Origin of the sequence: Priestia sp. FSL R5-0597 (assembly GCF_038006305.1) — a bacterium.
Taxonomy (GTDB): Bacteria; Bacillota; Bacilli; order Bacillales; family Bacillaceae_H; genus Priestia; species Priestia zanthoxyli.
The window spans coordinates 3886920-3903004 of sequence record NZ_JBBOUZ010000001.1 but is presented as its reverse complement, the minus strand read 5'-3'; the positions used below and the strand labels follow the sequence as shown (position 1 = coordinate 3903004).

Annotated in this window: 14 protein-coding genes and 1 riboswitch; of the genes, 12 read left to right on the top strand and 2 right to left on the bottom strand. The window is 38.6% G+C overall.

Annotated features, from left to right (window positions below):
• Window positions 1-749 precede the first annotated feature (749 nt).
• The 4 genes from MKX72_RS20695 (at window position 750) to MKX72_RS20680 (ending at window position 5518) form a co-directional block, all read left to right on the top strand.
• The gene (locus tag MKX72_RS20695; RefSeq protein WP_155007678.1) at window positions 750-1790 is read left to right on the top strand and encodes an N-acetylmuramoyl-L-alanine amidase; all 1041 of its coding nucleotides are present in this window, start codon (window positions 750-752) and stop codon (window positions 1788-1790) included.
• A gap of 191 nt (window positions 1791-1981) precedes the next feature.
• A riboswitch (cyclic di-AMP (ydaO/yuaA leader) is annotated at window positions 1982-2123 on the top strand.
• 162 nt (window positions 2124-2285) lie between these two features.
• The gene (locus MKX72_RS20690; RefSeq protein WP_155007679.1) at window positions 2286-4112 is read left to right on the top strand and encodes an APC family permease; all 1827 of its coding nucleotides are present in this window, start codon (window positions 2286-2288) and stop codon (window positions 4110-4112) included.
• 109 nt (window positions 4113-4221) lie between these two features.
• A complete protein-coding gene (locus tag MKX72_RS20685) occupies window positions 4222-5199 on the top strand; it encodes a cation diffusion facilitator family transporter (protein WP_028411371.1) in 978 nt (325 codons plus the stop codon).
• A gap of 139 nt (window positions 5200-5338) precedes the next feature.
• On the top strand, window positions 5339-5518 hold the full coding sequence (locus MKX72_RS20680; protein WP_080754469.1) for a hypothetical protein: 180 nt from the start codon (window positions 5339-5341) through the stop codon (window positions 5516-5518).
• Window positions 5519-5585: 67 nt separating this feature from the next.
• On the opposite strand, the gene MKX72_RS20675 is transcribed toward MKX72_RS20680, so the two are convergent.
• Together MKX72_RS20675 and lexA are read right to left on the bottom strand one after the other, a co-directional pair.
• Window positions 5586-7031: a hypothetical protein gene (locus tag MKX72_RS20675; RefSeq protein WP_034270839.1), complete on the bottom strand. Its 1446-nt coding sequence runs from the start codon at window positions 7029-7031 to the stop codon at window positions 5586-5588.
• A 209-nt stretch (window positions 7032-7240) separates the two neighbouring features.
• Window positions 7241-7858, bottom strand: a complete 618-nt coding sequence (lexA, locus tag MKX72_RS20670; RefSeq protein WP_013058778.1) for a transcriptional repressor LexA — start codon at window positions 7856-7858, stop codon at window positions 7241-7243.
• Window positions 7859-8004: 146 nt separating this feature from the next.
• Between lexA and yneA the strand changes: the two genes are divergently transcribed.
• The 8 genes from yneA to MKX72_RS20630 all read left to right on the top strand — a co-directional run bounded on the left by yneA (window position 8005) and on the right by MKX72_RS20630 (window position 16072).
• Window positions 8005-8334 carry a cell division suppressor protein YneA gene (yneA, locus tag MKX72_RS20665; protein WP_028411366.1) on the top strand — a complete coding sequence of 110 codons (330 nt, stop codon included), beginning with the start codon at window positions 8005-8007 and terminating at the stop codon, window positions 8332-8334.
• 53 nt (window positions 8335-8387) lie between these two features.
• Window positions 8388-9056, top strand: a complete 669-nt coding sequence (locus tag MKX72_RS20660) for a YneB family resolvase-like protein (protein ID WP_155008232.1) — start codon at window positions 8388-8390, stop codon at window positions 9054-9056.
• Between the two features lie 69 nt (window positions 9057-9125).
• Entirely contained in the window at window positions 9126-9356 is a 231-nt protein-coding gene (locus tag MKX72_RS20655; protein WP_013058775.1) for a DUF896 domain-containing protein, read from the top strand.
• Between the two features lie 167 nt (window positions 9357-9523).
• Window positions 9524-11530: a transketolase gene (tkt, locus tag MKX72_RS20650; protein ID WP_049166088.1), complete on the top strand. Its 2007-nt coding sequence runs from the start codon at window positions 9524-9526 to the stop codon at window positions 11528-11530.
• A 149-nt stretch (window positions 11531-11679) separates the two neighbouring features.
• Window positions 11680-12120, top strand: coding sequence for a sporulation inhibitor of replication protein SirA (gene sirA / locus MKX72_RS20645; protein WP_028411364.1), 441 nt, complete (start codon window positions 11680-11682; stop codon window positions 12118-12120).
• 90 nt (window positions 12121-12210) lie between these two features.
• Window positions 12211-12423 carry a YneF family protein gene (locus tag MKX72_RS20640; protein WP_013058772.1) on the top strand — a complete coding sequence of 71 codons (213 nt, stop codon included), beginning with the start codon at window positions 12211-12213 and terminating at the stop codon, window positions 12421-12423.
• 90 nt (window positions 12424-12513) lie between these two features.
• Window positions 12514-14277 carry an ABC transporter transmembrane domain-containing protein gene (locus tag MKX72_RS20635; RefSeq protein WP_155007680.1) on the top strand — a complete coding sequence of 588 codons (1764 nt, stop codon included), beginning with the start codon at window positions 12514-12516 and terminating at the stop codon, window positions 14275-14277.
• Window positions 14267-16072 carry an ABC transporter ATP-binding protein gene (locus MKX72_RS20630; protein WP_340760883.1) on the top strand — a complete coding sequence of 602 codons (1806 nt, stop codon included), beginning with the start codon at window positions 14267-14269 and terminating at the stop codon, window positions 16070-16072. Before MKX72_RS20635 ends, MKX72_RS20630 begins: the two co-directional genes overlap by 11 nt.
• Window positions 16073-16085: the final 13 nt, after the last annotated feature.

Below are 16085 nucleotides of genomic sequence, written 5' to 3'. Positions count from 1 at the left end.
ATTTGTTTACATGAATCAAAAAGGATGAGCTTTTTGTCTCATTGAATCTATAAGTAAAAGTAGTGTATAACAGATAGTGAGATTGTTTATGTGTTCACTCTGCACTGTATTTCAGTATAACTTCAGAGAGTTTTCAGCCAATCATAGTATCGTTAGAAAATACTGTTGGAGAGGAATGTAATAAAAATGAAAGAAGGAAATTTCTTTAAAGGTTTAGTGATAGGGATATTGATAAGCATTCCAATTTGGATTATTCTCATTGTTGTAGGCGTTCTGCTTTTTAAATAGGTCCTAACGTTATAAATAATAGACCCTCCTGATCTATTTAATCAACCAGAATAGAATCTGGACCAAAAGTATGTTAGGAGGAGGGAACCGCACGATGAATTGTGCGGATTTTTTTATTGGTAGGATGAACGTAGATTTCATCTATTTAGTTGCTTCTAGAAGTTGATTGGAGGGCAGGCGAAGACTCCTGCGGGAAAAGCGGAATAGGTGAGACTCCGCAGTAACGCACGCGACGAGGAGGCTCACCAGCCCCCCCGCGGAAAGCGAAGCCTTGCACGGAATTCAACAGCGATGTAACAAGCCATCCATACTAGCGCATTTATCCCATTTGTTCGTTTTGAGTTTGAAGTGATTTCGTTATGTCTCAATCTCCTTTTTTAGTAATTTTTCACTAAGTAGGCTAGTATACGTAGCACTTTTTTCCCTCATGCATATGTTAACAATAAGGAGGGACAAGTAATATGAAAAAAATTTATCTTGATGCAGGACATGGTGGGGCAGATGCAGGAGCAGTTGGAGCGAATGGACTGTATGAAAAAAACTTAGTGTTAAAAATTCAACAATATTTAATAAGCTATTTAAATAGCACTTACAGTGACTTTACGATTAAAACCACCCGTACCACAGATACTTTTTTATCGTTATCTCAGCGCGCTTCTCAAGCTAATTCGTGGGGAGCAGATGCATTTATGTCTATTCACGTAAATGCCGGTGGAGGAACAGGATACGAAGATTATGTTTATAGAAGCGCTAGCAATGCTAGTAAAACGTTTCAATCGATTGTGCACGGGCAAGTACAGCCAACGCTGCTGTCGTATAATCATCCGAATCGTGGACGAAAATCGGCCAATTATGCGGTGCTTCGCTTAACAAATATGCCTGCAGTACTAACTGAAATAGCTTTTATTGATAGGAGCGCCGATGCAGCACTTCTTCAAAATGAAGCTTTTTTAAAAAGCATGGGTGAATCGTATGCAAAAGGAATTGCCGTATATTTAAATTTACCTCGTCGTGCAGTTCCAAATCCATCTCCATCTCCAACACCGACACCAAATCCATCACCTTCTGAACCAGGTGAAAAAACGTATACAATTAAGCAAGGAGATACGCTGTACAGTATTGCACAGAAGTACGGCATAACAGTACAAGCGCTTCAAGAAGCGAATACAGGGCTTTCTGATCCTTTAACACTACAGGTTGGAAAAACAATTGTTATTCCTTCAGGAACTTCACCAACACCTACTCCAACACCACCTTCTGAACAATATCCACTTCCCAATGGAATTTTAAAACAAGGAGATTCTGGAGAAGCAGTGAAACAGATTCAAAGAGCATTAAACGCGGTTAATTTTAAAGTAGGGTCAGTAGACGGAATATATGGAGTACAAACGAAAGATGCAGTCAGACGTTTTCAGCTTGTGTATCTTCCTTATGATGTAGATGGCATTTATGGTCCTCAAACGAAAAACAAGCTAGCAGCCGTTTTAAAAGCAAAAAGTTAAAGAAAGCAGGTCTTCTGTAAGCAGGCAGAAGGCCTTTTGTTTTCCCCTTAAAAGCGCCTTAAGCACTATTTTATCGTTTACGTAAAATAATGCTTTACAAACCATTTGTACGGGAGTATATTATCTAAGAACAAAGGATAGTTATGAAAGAAACTTGTTATCAATCATACCCTTTAACCGAAAATTATATTGACCTGTTATCGCTTAATTCGTCAGAAGTGGGGGACCCAAATTTGTGCATTGTCACTTGGGGTGAATCCTTTTTTAAAAGGTAGGGCTACTCTCATAGCCCGAATCCGACAGCTAACCCCATAAGCGTTTTGGAGAGGAGGTTTAAGCTGTGTAAAAACGCTGAGAACCCTTAGTGTTTTTTTTGTGCGCTTTTTTAACATAAAAAGGTATTTTTTAGGGATAATATCACTTATTCATGAACTTGTAACGGAGCTTAGCAACGAACAGTGAATAGTAGCTAAGCAATCATCGGAGGGAAATTACGTGAACTATTCAGTTCTCAAGAGATTATTGATTGGAAAGCCGCTCAAAACAAAAGAGTTAGGCGATCAAAAGCTTAGTAAGCTTAAAGCGCTGGCTATTTTATCATCAGATGCCTTATCTTCAGTGGCTTATGGAACAGAACAGATTTTGATTGTCCTTGCAACAGTGGGCGTGCTTGCCTATTGGTATTCGATTCCAATTGCGATTGGGGTATTGGTGCTGCTGACGGCTTTAATTCTTTCATATCGTCAAATTATTTATGCGTATCCGCAAGGCGGAGGAGCTTATATTGTTTCGAAAACCAATTTAGGAGAAAATCCTGGACTTATCGCTGGGGGATCACTGTTAGTAGATTATATTTTAACAGTTGCCGTGAGTGTTTCAGCAGGAACCGATGCTTTAACTTCGGCTTTTCCAACGCTGCATCACTATAACGTAGTAATTGCGTGTTTGCTGGTGATTTTTATTACGGTTTTAAATTTACGAGGTGTAACAGAATCCGCTTCTGTCTTAGCTTATCCGGTTTATTTATTTGTGATTGCTCTTATTTTGTTAATAGCGGTGGGCTTCTTCAAAATAGTGACAGGTCAAGTTTCACCTGAGCTTCATACATCTCTCGGTACCGTGGTGCCAGGTATTAGTTTGTTTTTATTATTAAAAGCTTTTTCATCAGGCTGTTCGGCATTGACTGGTGTAGAAGCTATTTCGAATGCAGTGCCTAACTTTAAAGATCCAGGTGCAAAAAATGCTGTTCATACATTAATGCTGATGGGCGGTATTTTAGCCGTTTTATTTTCTGGCATCACGTTTTTAGCTTATTGGCTTGGCATTTCTCCAAAAGCAGATGAAACGGTTGTATCACAAATTGCATCGAGTGTATTTGGACGAAATGGGTTTTATTATTTTATTCAAGGCACCACAGCTCTGATTTTAGTGCTAGCAGCGAATACGGGTTTTTCAGCTTTCCCTTTGCTTGCCGTAAACTTATCGTCTGATAAATACATGCCAAGAATGTTTCAAATTCGCGGCGATCGACTAGGCTATTCAAATGGAATTGTGATTCTTGGAATTGCTTCTATTGTCTTACTTGTCGCCTTTAAAGGAGCGACGGAACAATTAATTCCTCTTTATGCAGTTGGAGTGTTCATTCCATTTACGCTTTCTCAAACAGGCATGATTGTCAAATGGCTTAGAGAAAAGCCGGCCGGCTGGCAAGGAAAGCTAACCATTAACTTAATTGGTGCCCTCATTACCTTAACGGTGCTAATCATTTTGTTTACAACGAAGTTTTCACAAGTATGGTCCGTGCTCGTTTTCTTACCGGTTATCGTTTATATTTTTCATCGCATTCATACGCATTATGAAGCAGTAGGAGAGCAGCTTCGTATTAAGCAAGGAGAAAAGATTGGAAAGCTTGAAGGAAGTGTGGTCATTGTTCCTGTAGCAGGAATGACAAAGGTAGTGGAAAATTCATTGAACTATGCAAGAACGATTGGTGATACCGTTATTGCGGTGCACGTTGCTTTTGACCGAGAAAGCGAAAAGAGAATGGAAGAGAAGTGGGAAAAGTGGCAGCCTGATATTCGTATTGTTACGTTTCACTCTCAATACCGCAGTCTTGTGCGTCCGCTGTTTCGATTCATCGATATGGCTGAAGAAAAAGCCCGGGAAAATAATATGGCTATTACGGTTGTTATTCCGCAGTTCATCACGAAAAAAAGCTGGCAAAACATCCTTCATAATCAGTCCAGTCTGCTGTTAAAAGCACATTTGCTTTACCGTAAAAACGTAATCGTTACAACGGTACCTTATCGTTTTAAAAAATAATGAAACATGACTAAAAACCTCCAACTTATATGTTGGAGGTTTTTAATTTTTAAATTCACATACACTAACCATAATTGAATCTCATCAAAGGCACAAACGGAGGGATTGCATGAGTGAATTAATTAAGTTATTGCGAAAAGGAAATAAATCGGCCATGATGGCCGCTATAGTTAATACCATTATATCCATTATTAAAGGGATTGCTTTTGCTTTAACGGGAAATGTAGCGATGTTTGCTGAAACGATGCACAGCTTAGGAGACGCAGCAAATCAGTTCTTTGTTTTTATAGGTTCAGCATTAAGCAAAAAAGCTCCGACCAAACGATTTCCAAACGGATTTGGACGATTGGTTAATCTCGTTTTATTAGGGGCGGTTCTTGTAGTAGGAATTATGGCATTTGAAACGATTAAAGAAGGGTATCATCATATTCTTCATCCGACGAAGTCTTCAGGCTTTATTTTAAATATTGCAGTACTTGGCATCTCGGTATTACTTGAGATGTTTGTCCTCTTTAAGGCAATGAAAGAAATTTTGCACGATGTCGGAATGAATACTGCAGAGGTCAATGTTTTTACGCAAAGCTTTGTTCATCTAAAGAAAGCAAAGCCAGCAACTAAGCTTGTTTTTATGGAAGATCTGGTAGCCACTGGAGGAGGCGTATTGGCTTTAATTGCCGTTTTTATTTCGCGGTTTACGCCTTTTCATCAAGCTGAAGGAATTGCTTCTATGCTAATTGGTCTTATGATGTTTTTTGTAGTAGGACGAGTATTTTTAGATAACGCTGCTGGAGCGCTTGGTGAAGCAGATAAAGAAATGGAAATGAAAATTGGCGCCATTGTTATGCAAGATGTACAAGTGCGTGATATTCAAACGTTAATGGTGATGAAAGAAGGAGAAGAGCTTCACGTTGAATTAAAAGTAGAAATTGATCCTTCTTTAACAGTAGCAGAAGCGGATGATATTAAAGATCGTCTCGAAAATCGTATTTTACAGGAAAAAGGAATAACGGATGTCATTATTGAATTTGATGAAGATGATGGAATTCCTGACTGGGTGACAAGCGATTTACAGCTTCAAAAAGAATAAAAACAATAGGCTGAAACAAAAGTATTTTAGTTGAAAAGAAATCTGGACGAGTTTGATTCTTGATGGAGAATCAAACTCGTTCGGATTTTTTTATGGTTAGGGTGAACGTTGGTTTTCTGTATGTAGCTACTTCTAGCAGTTGATTGGAGGGCAAGACGAAGACTCCTGCGGGAAAAGCGGAAGGGGTGAGACCCTGCAGGAGCGCAAGCGACGAGGAGGCTCACCGGTCGCCCGCGGAAAGCGAAGTCTTGCACGGAAATCAACAGAGGTGTCACAAGCAATCCCTGCTAGCTTATTTATTTCATTTGTTTCCCTTTAGACTTGCTTAATTTAGTTATGTCTCAATCTCTTCTTTTTTATCATGTATTTTCTGATGCGAACAGCTTTTATGTTTTAAATCGATCTTTTAATAAATTCCATAGGGAACTCACTCCGAGACTAATGCTGATCAGAATTCCTGATAAAGCTACTATTAAAGCGATATATTCAAAGATAGAAAACTGCTTCATACTATCCCAATTGATGTTTCCCTTTAGCTTGCTAATAACTAAATTCATTCCGTAAATACCGGAAAGAACGGTATAAATCGTTAAAATTAATAATAAGTAATTGTGACGCTTGGCCGCGATTTTCTCTTGATTTTGATACAAAGTACCAAGGGTTTCTTTGACTTCTTGATAAAGAGAATTGATGTGGAAGATTTTTTTAAAGAGCTCAGAAAACTCTTGACCTTCCGTGCGAGAGCTAATTTCTAAAAATAAATATTTACCTGAAAATACAGTAATAGAGCGAATTAGTCGCTCGATGCCCTCTGAATTTTTATGAAACGTGAGCTGAGAATACTCATAGGATAGTTTTAGCAACACGATTTTATAGAAAAAATGCAAAAATAAATTATAGTAATGTTGGCCAAATAGATGATTCATCAAAAGCTGATCCGTTTTAGAGTCTGTCGATTTAGAAATACACGAAAACACATGGTCTGTTATAACGTAATAGGTTTCAGGAGCCCATCTGGAATACACGTGTTTGGTATTATACGTTTTAATATACTCATGGTTGTGTGCAGAGATAAACGGTTTCCCGTCAGGCGTATAGCTATTTAGCTGCCCAGTACGAAATAAAGTTGTGGAGTTAATCTCTTGCTCTTGATTTACCGTTACATAACTTAATACAAACATCCGTTCATCGATAAAATAAGGAAGACTCCCGACGTGCTGTTCACGCGTCGCTTCTTTTTTGATGTGTTCGTTCAAAAATGGCGCGAGCTGTGAAAAAATATAATCCTGTACTTTGCTATAGCGATGATGTTCATAGGTAATGGTGGATCCATGCTCTTCAGCAAGCTTCGGTTCTAATACACGAAAATGATTCATGAATTCTAAAATGTCATCATAGGTGTAATGATTATGACTCATCTCAGTGCGAATGGTCATGACGCCAATTTCAAAAGGACATAAAAAAACATCCACAGACAGCACGTTGCTAGACACGGTGGTGGAGGAAGTTTGTAGCGTAACGGTATGGTCTATTTTTTTTGAAAATCGAAGCAAGCCTTCTTTTTCGCACGAATCAGGAAATAGAATACATTCAATGTAAGGAAGAAAATATTGATCCAAGCTATCATGAGATACGTAATACTGTTCTCCGTAGTATTCTTTTTCTACATGTTTGTTTTGAATGGAAAAAAACTCAAACATATTTGCTTCTAGTGCATGAACAAGCTGCTCTTTATTTTTTCGATCAAAGGAAAAAGGAAAAAGAAACATGTTCATTGCTTTGGTAGGCATAATAGTTTGAAATGGTTCTGTTTTCCTTGGTGTATTGGTCATAAACTACATCCTTCTTATAGTCGGTTGTATTTTTTTTGAGAGTCGAAAAAATGCAGACAGAAAGTAAAAGGTAAAACAGGCTTTATAAAAACCGCTCTACCTGCCTGTAATGATTCGACGTATCATTTATAATATGCCAATTTTTTTAGAAAACAAACGTAAAAAAAACCAACTAACATCATGATTAGTTGGTTTTACATACAGTGTGATTAGTGAATCGTGCGATATACACCAGTGACTTTTCCTAAAATCGTTACGTGGCGAAGAATAATAGGCGCCATCGTTGAATTTTCAGGCTGTAAACGAACGAAATTTTCTTCTTTAAAGAAACGTTTTACCGTTGCTTCGTTGTCCTCGGTCATAGCGACCACAATATCTCCGTTATTAGCAGTTTGCTGCTGACGTACGATTACCATATCGCCATCTAGAATACCTGCTTCAATCATACTTTCTCCCATAATTTCAAGCATAAATACATGATCATCTGGAGAAACGAATTTATCTGGAAGAGGGAAATATTCTTCCACATTTTCAACGGCTGTTATAGGAAGACCCGCTGTTACTTTACCGATAACAGGAACATTAATGACATTGCTTTTAGGGATGTTTACTTCGTCTAGTTGAAGAACTTCGATTGCTCTTGGTTTTGTTGGATCTCTGCGAATTAACCCTTTGCTTTCTAAACGAGCTAAATGCCCGTGTACAGTGGAACTAGAGGCTAATCCAACCGCTTCCCCAATCTCACGAACAGAAGGCGGATAACCTTTTAATTTTACTTCGTGCTTAATAAAATCTAGTATGTCTTGTTGACGTTTTGATAGCTTCATATTTTTCACCTCGATTTTAGCTATTCTTTAGGTGAATTATACCACGTGATGTGTCAATATACAAACATAAGTTCGAAGAATTCCATTGACAGAAACAAATGTTCTCAATAAAATAAGAACATATATTCTGATAGGGGGATCATAATATGCACCAATTCTTACATTCTATGAAACATTACGCTATTTTTTTTGCAGTTATCGCTGCACTTACATATGTATTGACGCTGGTTTTAGGAGCGGATAAAGTAGATTTAGACAAATATTCAACGGTTACTATTACAAAAGGAGATACGCTTTGGGACTTGTCCAACAAGTATCATAATCACCATCATTTGACCACCAATGAATTTGTCAAATGGGTTGAAGACGTCAATGATCTAAACTCAGACACTGCCCAGTCTTTATCTCCTGGAGATAAATTATATATTCCTGTTTTAAAAAAAGAGTTACATAATCAAGTGGCAATTGAACAGTAGTGTGTAACGGCCGTTCCTGAATATTGTTAGAAGCCGAAAAGGTCGTGATAAAAGTGGACGCCATTATTTATTGCCGTGTAAGTACGGATAAAAAAACCCAAGAAACATCTTTACAGCGCCAGCAAGAAGAATTAAAAAAGCTTGCTGATCTTCACCATCTAAAAGTAAAAAAAGTCGTAATGGAAAAAGCAAGCGGATATGACGTAGACAGAGAGGGTATATTGGATGTTCTTCATACAATGAAAGAAGAAAAAATATCTGTGCTGCTCATTCAAGACGAAACGCGATTAGGCAGAGGAAATGCCCGAATTGCGCTTCTTCATGCTTTTCATAAAGAAAATGCTACGATTTATACGATTAGTCATCAAGGTCAGCTTCAGCTTTCAGAATCTGATTCGATGGTGTTAGATATTATTAGCTTAGTGGAAGAGCATCAGCGGAAATTACATAATGCTAAAATTAAAAGAGGAATGAAAAGAGCCGTAGAAAACGGTTATCGTCCGCAGCAAAATTTAAAAAATCAAGGAGTTAACTCAGGAAGAGAAAAAAAAGAAGCGCCGATTGAAGAAATTGTCCGCCTTCGTCATAAGGGCTTAACCTTTGCTGAAATTTCAGTTACGCTAAAAGGTTTTGGTTATAATATTTCAAAAGCAACGGTACATCGTCGCTATCAAGAGTATCAAGAGAGTGCTCAATCTCTTGATAAAACGAAAGAGATTTAGTAAGATGACTACATGTTGCCGGAACGGTTCGGTAATTTTAATTATTGATTATAAGGAGATAGGTTTTATATGCTATCAAAAGATAAACTTGCTCGTATTAATGCTCTTTCAAAAAAGGCAAAGGCTGAAGGTCTGACAGAATCTGAAGCGAAAGAACAGCAAGAGCTACGTCAGGAATATTTAAAAGTTTTCCGACAATCTATGACAAACCACCTTCATACGATTAAAGTTGTGGACGAGGAAGGTAAAGATGTTACGCCTAAGAAGTTAAAAGAGAGCAAAAAGAAGCGTCTTCACTAAGACGTTCTAGTAAAACTAGAGGGAGAGTTCCCTCTAGTTTTTTGTATATTTTTAATAAGGCACACAAAAACTGTAAAAGTGGAAATTTTTTTGGTTCAAGTATTGTACAAATAAGCAAATCATTAGTATGATAACATATGTACATAGTTTTGAAAGGAATGAAGAGTATGACACAACGTATTGAAGATCTTTCGATTGCAACAATTCGTACTTTATCAATCGATGCGATTGAGAAAGCAAATTCAGGTCACCCAGGTATGCCAATGGGAGCTGCTCCAATGGCATATACATTGTGGACAAAATTTATGAACATCAATCCAAAGAATCCAAACTGGTTCAACCGTGACCGCTTTGTATTATCAGCAGGACACGGATCAGCACTATTATACAGCTTGCTTCATTTAGCTGGATATGACTTATCAATTGAAGACCTTAAAAACTTCCGTCAATGGGGAAGCAAAACACCAGGTCATCCAGAGTTCGGTCATACAGCAGGTGTTGATGCAACAACTGGTCCACTAGGACAAGGTATTGCAATGGCTGTTGGTAAAGCAATGGCAGAACGTCATTTAGCTGAAACATACAACAAAGAAGGTTTAGAAATTGTAGACCACTTTACGTATGGTATTTGTGGTGACGGAGACTTAATGGAAGGTGTATCTGCTGAAGCAGCTTCATTAGCGGCACACTTAAAATTAGGACGCTTAGTTGTTTTATACGATTCAAATGATATTTCTTTAGACGGAGATTTAGATCGCTCGTTCTCTGAGAACGTAGAAGATCGTTTCAAGGCTTACGGATGGCAAGTAATTCGCGTTGAAGACGGCAATGACTTGACAGCGATTGCAAACGCAATTGAAGAAGCAAAAAGCGATTTAACACGCCCAACGCTAATTGAAGTAAAAACAACAATCGGATTTGGTTCTCCAAACCACGCGGGTACTTCTGGCGTGCACGGTTCTCCATTAGGTTCCGATGAAACAAAATTAACAAAAGAAGCTTATGCATGGACATTTGAAGAAGATTTCTATGTGCCAGAAGAAGTGTATGCTCACTTCAAAGCTACAATTGCTGAAGATGGCCAAAAGAAAGAAAACGAATGGAACGATGTATTTGCACAGTATAAAGAAAAATATCCTGAACTAGGTCGTCAATTTGAACTAGCAGTAGAAGGAAAGTTACCGGAAGGCTGGGAAGAAACGCTTCCAGCATACGAAACGGGTTCAAGCTTAGCTAGCCGTGCTTCTTCTGGAGAAGTATTAAACGCAGTAGCACAAGCTGTACCTCAATTCTTCGGCGGTTCAGCTGACTTAGCTGGGTCAAATAAAACAATGATTAAAGGTTCAGAAGACTTCACTGCAGCTGATTACAGCGGACGTAATATTTGGTTCGGTGTACGTGAATTTGCAATGGGAGCTGCATTAAACGGTATGGCTCTACACGGCGGTGTAAAAGTATTCGGAGGAACATTCTTTGTATTCTCTGATTATCTTCGCCCAGCAATTCGCTTAGCAGCTTTAATGAAGCTTCCTGTAACATATGTATTCACACATGACAGTATCGCAGTTGGAGAAGACGGCCCAACACATGAGCCAATTGAACAATTGCCATCACTTCGTGCAATGCCAGGTCTTTCAGTGGTTCGTCCTGCAGATGCAAATGAAACAGCTGCTGCATGGCGCTTAGCATTAGAATCAACTGACCGCCCAACGGCGCTTGTATTGACTCGTCAAAACTTGCCAACGCTTGAAGGTACAAAAGAAAATGCATACGAAGGCGTGTCTAAAGGCGCGTACGTTGTATCTAAAGCTGGTAAAGACCAAGCGGATGCATTAATACTTGCAACAGGCTCTGAAGTAAGCCTAGCAGTAGAAGCACAAAAAGCATTAGCTGCAGAAGGCATTGATGTATCTGTAGTAAGTATGCCTGCATGGGATCGTTTCGAAGAGCAATCTGCTGAGTACAAAGAAAGTGTTATCCCTAAATCAGTGAAAAAACGTTTAGGTATTGAAATGGCTTCTACACTTGGCTGGGAACGCTATGTTGGAGACGAGGGACAAGTTCTTGGTATTAATCACTTCGGTGCATCTGCTCCTGGTGAAACAATCATGAAAGAATTTGGTTTTACAGTTGAAAATGTAGTAGCAAAAGTGAAAAGCTTGCTTAATGCATAATTCTTTTTCACAAGAAAGAGCAGACTCCTATGGTCTGCTCTTTTTTTTCGACAAAAAAACAAAGAAATTTTTTCATCGATAGACAAGCATTGCGTACACCATTCGGTATAATGGTACAAAAAAGAACGAGCCGAAAGGGAGGATGAATCGTGAGAACGTATGAAGTATATTTAATGGAGGAAGAAGTTGCATCATCCTATTTTCGAAGAGAAAAGCTCATTTATCAGCTGCTGATTGAATATAAAATGAAACGTCACTTGCAGGAAACGCATTTACAAAAACAAGTTCATTACATTACTCGCCAACTGCCCAATTCATTTATTCAACGAGAATTACTTCAGGCGTTTTCTCATTATCCTCATTTTTTTACTCATCAAGAGACGTTTGTGCTAGAATATCCTCATAAAAAAAGTCGAGCATCTATAAAATTAACGAATCGCTGTATAACAATTGAAGGAGATGGCAATGTTGATGCTGAGACAGCTTTTTTTGAAGTATTACGCAAGCTAGATCCTTGTTTTTTAGCAGTGAATTATGGAACGGATGAATACGGCTGGCTGAGGCCTGTGAAAACAAGAAAATTTGTGTAATTATTTAAGGAAATTGGAACGGAAATATTGTATAATAGCGTATGGTCTAGTACACTGTAAGTTAGACAACACGAAGGAGGAAGTAATACCATGGGAATGTATATTCTAGTTGGTGTTCTAGCATTAATTGTTGGGATAGCGCTAGGATTTTTCATTGCTCGTAAGTATATGATGAGCTATCTGAAGAAAAATCCACCAATTAATGAACAAATGTTAAAAATGATGATGATGCAAATGGGCATGAAACCATCGCAGAAAAAAATTAACCAAATGATGAAAGCAATGAACGGCCAAATTAAATAATGGTTAATTGGACAGACACTCTCTATTCAGAAGGGTGTCTTTTGTTTTATGATAGAGATAAGAAAATGGTTGTGGGGCTAGGGGGATACGATGAAAATTTTTCGAGAGTTATGGTGGTTTTTCAAACAGGAAAAAAAGTCTTACATAACGGGGATAGCGCTGCTCATTATTGTGGCAGCATTAGAACTTCTCCCGCCTAAAATTATTGGTTTAACGGTAGATGGCATTAAAGAAGGGACGCTGAATGGAAAGCGCTTAATGCAGATGGTTGGCATTTTGCTAGGAGCTGCTGTTGTGGCCTATTTCACAAGATACATATGGCGTATTATGATATTTGGTTCATCTGTTAAACTAGCCAAGCAGCTGAGAAATACTCTCTACACTCATTTTACCAGGATGAATCAGGCCTTTTATCAGCGGCGGCGAATTGGGGATTTGATGGCCCATGCAACGAATGATATTCAAGCTATTCAACAAACTGCAGGTTCGGGCGTTTTGACGCTCGTGGATTCCATTGTCACAGGAGGGCTTGTTCTATGCACAATGGCCCTAACAATCAGCTGGAAATTAACGCTTATTTGCCTTATTCCTATGCCGCTTATGGCCGTTTTAACAAGTTACTATGGTACATTGCTTCATGCGCGGTTTCATCACGCACAAGCAGCATTTTCTACTTTAAATGATAAGGTTCAAGAAAGCATTAGCGGAATTAAAGTCATTAAGACGTTTGGGGAAGAAGCAGCTGATATCGAAGAATTTCGTATGAAGTCTGCAGATGTTGTTCAAAAGAACATGAAAGTAGCACGAGTAGATGCATTGTTTGATCCGACCATTTCGATTATTGTAGCACTTTCTTTTTTACTTGCTCTTATTTTTGGCAGCAAGATGGTGATTAGTGAAGAGTTAACACTGGGACAGCTTGTTACCTTTACAACTTATTTGGGCCTTCTTATTTGGCCGATGCTCGCGTTTGGCTGGCTATTTAACATTGTGGAACGAGGAAGAGCATCATATGACAGGGTATTTTCTTTATTAAAAGAAGAAAATTCGATTGAAGAAGCAGCGCATCCTAGTGTTGAACTGCCAACAGGAAATATTGAAGCTGTTATTCATAGGTTTTCGTATGGTAAAGAAGACGAATACACGTTAAACGAAATTTACTTTACACTTTCTCGCGGTCAAACGTTAGGGATTGTCGGAAAGACGGGTGCTGGGAAAACCACGCTTTTAAAGCTGTTGCTTCGTGAATTTGATGTAAGCGACGGAGCTGTTTTATGGGGAGGAAAAGACATTAAAGATTATGCTTTTGATTCACTGTACAAAAGCATTGGATATGTTCCTCAAGATCACTTTTTGTTTTCAACAACAGTCGCTGCTAATATCGCGTTCGGAAAAGAAGACGCAAGCAATCAAGAAATCCAAGAAGCGGCTAAAGTTGCAAATGTACATAAAGACATCCTCGATTTTACAGATGGCTATCAAACAATAGTAGGTGAAAAAGGCGTTTCGTTATCTGGTGGACAAAAACAGCGTATCTCGATTGCAAGAGCTCTTCTATTAGATCCTGAGCTTTTAATTTTAGATGACTCGCTATCAGCGGTAGATGGAAAAACGGAAGCGGGTATTTTACAAGCGTTGAGGCAAAAACGTCAAAATCGAACAACGATTATTACAGCGCATCGGCTGAGCTCGGTTACTCATGCAGACCTGATTCTTGTCCTTGATAAAGGGAAAATTATTCAGCGAGGAAATCATGAAAAACTGCTTAGCGTGAGCGGCTGGTATCAGGATATGTACGATAGACAGCAGCTTGAACGTGCGGTAGAAGAAGGAGAGACGAAAAATGAAAATTGAGCATTCTTCGGTACATAAACGTCTGTTTCACTATACAATTCCGCATAAAAAATCATTTTTTTTAGCGTTCACTCTATTATTAATTGCTACGGCTGCTGATTTATTAGGGCCCATTTTGATTAAAATTTTCATTGACGATTATTTAACTCCTAAGTATTTGCCTCTTCAGCCTCTGGTGTGGCTTGCAAGCAGTTATTTGCTTTTACAGCTTTTAAAAATTGTCGTTCAATACTTTCAGCTTCTGCAGTTTCAGAAAATTGCGCTTCAAATTATTCAGCAGATTCGAATTGACGTTTTTTCTCATGTTCATCGTCTGGCGCTTCGCTTTTTTGACAACACGCCAACGGGAAGCCTTGTTTCTCGAATTACAAATGACACGGAAGCTATGAAAGAAATGTTTGTAGAAGTCATCGCGGTTTTTATTCAAAATGGGGTATTTTTGATTGGTATTTTTATAGCGATGTTTATGCTAGATGTGAAGCTGGCTTTTTACTGTTTAGTTCTTCTCCCGTTTATTTGGGGACTTATGAAGCTTTATCAGCATTACAGCGCTATTTACTACGGACAGCTCCGAGAAAAGCTAAGTCAGTTAAATGCCAAGCTTCATGAGTCTTTGCAAGGCATGTCCATTATTCAATTATTTCGTCAAGAAAAGCGGCTTCGCTCGGAATTTGAAGAAATTAATGATGAGCACTACAAAGCGGGCATGCGCAATATTAAGTTAGATGGTTTGCTACTGAGGCCTGCTGTCGAAATTCTTTATATTTTAGCGGTTATTCTTGTGCTCAGTTATTTTGGCATTTCCGTAGCTGACAGTCCTGTTAAAATTGGTGTTCTTTACGCGTTTATCAACTATTTGGATCGTTTTTTTGAGCCCGTTAATGAAATGATGCAGCGTCTTTCTATGTATCAGCAAGCGATGGTATCAGCCTCCCGGGTATTTGATTTGATGGATGAGGGAGAAAAAAATCCAGTGATGAGAGGAGAACAAAAGCAGGGGGTACAAAAAGGAACGGTAGAATTCAAAAACGTCACGTTTTCCTATGACGGTGTTCGAGATGTGCTTTCTGATATATCATTTACGGTAAACGAAGGAGAAACAGTGGCTTTAGTAGGCCATACTGGAAGCGGGAAAAGCTCCATCATTAATTTATTAATGCGTTTTTATGAGCAGCAAAAAGGAGACATTTTGATCGATAATAAACCACTGTCGTCCTTTTCAAATAAACAGCTTCGAGATCAGGTAGGGCTGGTGCTGCAAGATGCCTTTTTATTTGCCGATACCGTAAAGCGAAATATTACGCTGCATGAAGACCATTTTTCTGATGAGCAAGTAAAAGCAGCGGCGAAATTTGTGCAAGCTCACGCATTTATCGAAGCTCTTCCTAATAAGTATAATGAAGTGCTAGTGGAAAGAGGTTCAACTTTATCAAGCGGTCAGCGTCAGCTCTTAGCATTTGCAAGAACGGTGATTCGAAACCCTAAAATCCTTATTCTTGATGAAGCAACAGCCCATATCGATACAGAAACGGAAGAAGCGATTCAAGAAGTGTTAAGAGATATGGGAAAAGGCCGCACAACGATTGCGATTGCCCATCGTTTATCAACTATTCAACACGCCGATTGTATTTTAGTATTGCATAAAGGGAAAATCGTCGAAAAAGGAACGCATGCTGAACTGCTAGATAAAGGCGGTTTGTACTATAATATGTATCAGCTTCAGCACAGTGAAAAAGAGGAAAATTTCAATAAAGAAACAGGAGTAAAAGAGATTTATAAAGAATTGATAGAGTGAAGGTGAAAAAAAG

Bases quoted from the DNA above. Each gene is read 5' to 3' on its own strand.
- MKX72_RS20635 (WP_155007680.1), top strand. From the start codon at position 12,514: ATGAAAATTTTTCGAGAGTTATGGTGGTTTTTCAAACAGGAAAAAAAG.
- MKX72_RS20630 (WP_340760883.1), top strand. From the start codon at position 14,267: ATGAAAATTGAGCATTCTTCGGTACATAAACGTCTGTTTCACTATACA.
- MKX72_RS20685 (WP_028411371.1), top strand. From the start codon at position 4,222: ATGAGTGAATTAATTAAGTTATTGCGAAAAGGAAATAAATCGGCCATG.
- MKX72_RS20675 (WP_034270839.1), bottom strand. From the start codon at position 7,031: ATGACCAATACACCAAGGAAAACAGAACCATTTCAAACTATTATGCCT.
- yneA (WP_028411366.1), top strand. From the start codon at position 8,005: ATGCACCAATTCTTACATTCTATGAAACATTACGCTATTTTTTTTGCA.
- lexA (WP_013058778.1), bottom strand. From the start codon at position 7,858: ATGAAGCTATCAAAACGTCAACAAGACATACTAGATTTTATTAAGCAC.
- MKX72_RS20655 (WP_013058775.1), top strand. From the start codon at position 9,126: ATGCTATCAAAAGATAAACTTGCTCGTATTAATGCTCTTTCAAAAAAG.
- MKX72_RS20695 (WP_155007678.1), top strand. From the start codon at position 750: ATGAAAAAAATTTATCTTGATGCAGGACATGGTGGGGCAGATGCAGGA.
- tkt (WP_049166088.1), top strand. From the start codon at position 9,524: ATGACACAACGTATTGAAGATCTTTCGATTGCAACAATTCGTACTTTA.
- MKX72_RS20640 (WP_013058772.1), top strand. From the start codon at position 12,211: ATGGGAATGTATATTCTAGTTGGTGTTCTAGCATTAATTGTTGGGATA.